We start from the raw sequence: 3851 nt of genomic DNA on the forward strand, positions 1-3851 counted from the left end.
GTTGACTTAATGTCTCTGTGAGATGCTATGTGTTCTGTTCATCTGTGTTTTTCTGTGAGAAAAAGAATATTGGAAACGTGTGGGGGGAGGTTTTTCTCTCACGCTGGTGAGTTTTTTCTCTCACAGAGCACACAGAGTTCACGGAGCTTTTTGGCGCACAGTTTCGAGCCCACAGAAGGCCTCCGGCATACAGAGGTCACAGAGGCCTTTCAACTAAGATTAGCTGTAACGCTCTGTGATATCGGTTGACTTAATGTCTCTGTGGGCCTTTGTGTGTTCTGTTCATCTGTGTAAATCTGTGAGAGAAAGAAAGGTCCTCTGTGAGAGAAAGAAAGGTCCTTCGTGAGAGATAGAGTACTAACCATGTAAATAGGAAATGTCAAGATATTTTACAGAGAACTCTTTTCTTTTTTCGAGAAAAGGCTGAGTTTGCAACAAGAGGAGGCTTTTCTACGTTCGAGAAGATGCCTTTTTTGCATCAAGAAGGGCGTCTTCTACGAGCAAGAAGGGCATATACTCGAACGTAAAACGTAATGCGCTGATTTCTTGTGGGTTATATCCTCGATTGTAGGGGATGATATCTGCGAGTTGTGAGGGTGGTTAGTATGGTGGGTTGTAAGGATATTTTATCATTCTACTGACCTGTTTCAGAGAGGGGGTAGTATGTGAGGTTACGCCTGTTTAGCTGCTTGTGTGGGGCGTGGGGCGTCTTTTCTTTTATGCTGGATATTTTTTTCTCTCACAGAGAACACGGAGGCCACGGAGGTTTTAAGCGCACGGTTTCGAGTCCACAGAACGCCTCCGGCATACAGAGTTCACAGAGCGTTTCAGCTAAAGAAGGGTGTTGGATGTTGAGTGTTAGGTGCTGATGATTAGCTAAAGTTGGCTATAAGGTTCTGTGAAATCGGTTGACTTAATGTCTCTGTGCGCCTTTGTGAATTCTGTTCTTCTGTGCTCTCTGTGAGAAAAAGAACATTGGAGACTTATAATGGGGAGGTTTTTCTCTCACAGAACACACAGATTTAACAGAACTTTTCCACGCACGTTTCGATCCCACAGAAGGCCTCCGGCATACAGAGTTCACAGAGGCCTTTCAGCTATTATCATTACTAATAAGGGACATAACGAAGCCTACATCCACTCCATAGGGGTATCTCGGTGATCACTCCCCTTCCCTTCGGGGGAGGGGAAGGGGGAGGGGCCATCATCTTTCTGAACCCTGTGTGTTCTGTTATTCTGTGTTATTCTGTGAGAAAGAAAACACATCCTCTATAGGAGATAAGCTGCTAAACATCTGGAGGACATGTAGGGGTATCTCGGTGATCACTCCCCTCTCCATTCGGAGAGGGGCCGGGGGTGAGGTTCTCTTTAAGATTTCTTTTCCCCTATTAGTTTGCCATCTAACCATTTATGCCTACCTTTGCAACCGAAAAGAAAGGGGTAGATTATTATTAAGACAATCACGTCATATCATCAAACTTATATATGAAGAAGCTCATTTTACTTACGTTCCTTTGTGTTATAACGATTATTTCACAGGCACAAACAAGTCTTGTTGACTATCTCACAACGGCTATGCCTAAGCGCGAGACACGTGCCGTCTGGTTGACAACACTTGCCAACCTCGATTGGCCAAAGACCTATGCTACGTCGCCCGAGCGCATTGAACAACAGAAACAAGAGCTCATCGATATCCTCGACAAATACCAGAAAGCGAATATCAACACCGTCCTCTTGCAGGCACGAGTGCGTGCGGCAACGATTTACCCGTCTGCTCTCGAACCATGGGACAAGTGTATTACGGGCGTGGAGGGCGGCGTGCCGGATGGTGACTACGACCCGCTGGCCTTCGCTGTGGCCGAGTGTCACAAGCGAGGGATGGAGATTCACGCCTGGATAGCCACTATTCCGGTCGGTGCAAAGGGTTCGCTTGGGTGCAGAACACTGATGAAAAAGGGTTTCCGCATACGTAGCTTCTCCACAGGGGCGTATCTCGACCCCTCCGACCCGTCTGTGGCTCCCTATTTGGCAAGCATCTGTGGGGAGATTGTAAGGAATTATGATGTCGATGGAATCAACCTTGATTACATCCGATACCCCGATGGTTGGCCCCGTCCTTCCTATCGTCAAGGCGACACACCCGACCAGCGTCGTAGCAACATAACGGCCATCGTTAGGGCTATCCACGATGAGGTGAAGGCCATCAAACCATGGGTGAAGATGTCGTGCTCGCCCATCGGTAAGCATGCCGACCTCGGTCGATATAGTTCAAAGAATTTCAATGCACACGACAGGGTGTTTCAGGAGGCACAAGAATGGCTCCGACAGGGGTTGATGGACCAGCTTTATCCGATGCAATACTTCCGTGGTGACAATTATTACCCGTTCCTTGCCGACTGGATGGAGAACTGTTATCGGCGTGAGATAGTCTCTGGCTTGGGTACTTACTTCCTTGATCCGCGTGAGGGAAATTGGACTTTAAGCGACCTGACACGCCAGATGTACGTCAGTCGTAACCTCGGTGCGGGACACGCTCATTTCCGTTCTTTCTTCCTCACAAGCAACAAACAGGGGGTCTACGACTTTGAGAAGCAGTTTAATGCGGCGTTGGCTCTCCCTCATGCGATGGTGACGTCTGCGCCAAAGGGTGCTGCACCGGTTGCGGCAGGGGCGTCGCTGGTGGTGAGAAACGACGATAAGTCGGTGGTAATGAGGTGGAAATCGGGGTCTCCATACTATAATATTTATGTCAGCAACACCTACCCTGTCAATACTGACGACCCTCGTAACTTGCTCTTCGCACACTATGTCGGACAGTCGCTGAGGCTGAAGAATGTCAGTCCCGACCTCTTCTTTGCTGTGAGGGGAATGAGTCGTTATGGCGTTGAGACGCCTGCCTTGCAGGAGGGCGATAACGCTGTTTCGCTCGCTCCGTCGCATGTCTCCTTGCTTGCTAACGATGGTAACACGCTCAGTCTGCCTGCTGCTGCTAAGCTGACGGATGCCGACCATTATGTTGTCCTTACCTTGCAGGGGTCGGCTGTACGCTCTGTCAAGGCAAAGACCATACACAATAACCAGCTGAACATCGCCTCGCTGCCCAATGGCATGTACTCCCTCCAGGTCTGGGGACATAAGAAACGCAGCTTCCGAGTGGGATATTTCATGGTTAGACGGGGTAGCTGAGAGACAGGGGAACCGTGGGTAGGAGAAGACAAGGTAACAGAGTAGGGGAGAGTGTACGGTGGCCCCTCCCCCGGCCCCTCCCCCGTAGGGAGGGGAGTAGTATGTGAGGTTACCCCTACAAGACTGCCAGTAAGAGGATAGAACGAAGCGTACACCCTCGTTATAGGGGTATCTCGGTGATTACGCCCCTTCCCTTCTGGGGAGGGACGGGGAGGGGCCAACTGGTAGTTAGTATGTGAGGTTACCCCTATTGGCCTGCTTGCGTGGGTCTTTATGTGTTTTTTCTATCACGCTGGGGAGGTTTTTCTCTTACGCTGGGGAGTTCTTTCTCTCACAGAACTCACAGATTTAACAGACCCTTTTTGCGCACAGTTTCGAACCCACAAGATAGTGGCCCCTCCCCCAACCCTCCCCCGCAGGGCTACTCTTTCTACACATCTTTTTTAAGACTTGTATAGAAGGCTACTTGGTATTCAAATACTCGTAAACCTTCCTTAAGGGTGATGTAGCCTGGCCTGGTGTCCTTACCCATATCACACCAGCCTTGTAGACGGGCAATTATCCATGCTGCCCATGGTAGGCTGTCCTCTTTGAAAGGATTTCTTCCATCTTTTGACCTCGGGTTCTTGGCATGTATCATTCCCATGAGTGCATGTAGAACTACT

At 49.4% G+C, this 3851-nt stretch carries 1 protein-coding gene and 1 pseudogene; one reads left to right on the forward strand and one right to left on the reverse strand.

Translation table 11 applies throughout. The annotated features are described in order from the left end of the window. Window positions 1–1485 precede the first annotated feature (1485 nt). Entirely contained in the window at window positions 1486–3186 is a 1701-nt protein-coding gene (locus HMPREF0666_RS00645; RefSeq protein ID WP_009010335.1) for a glycoside hydrolase family 10 protein, read from the forward strand. Between the two features lie 430 nt (window positions 3187–3616). Here the strand turns inward: HMPREF0666_RS00645 and HMPREF0666_RS00650 are convergent. Continuing rightward, window positions 3617–3851, reverse strand: a pseudogene (locus tag HMPREF0666_RS00650) (transposase); the annotation flags it as partial.

This window comes from Prevotella sp. C561, from assembly GCF_000224595.1.
Lineage (GTDB): Bacteria > Bacteroidota > Bacteroidia > Bacteroidales > Bacteroidaceae > Prevotella > Prevotella jejuni.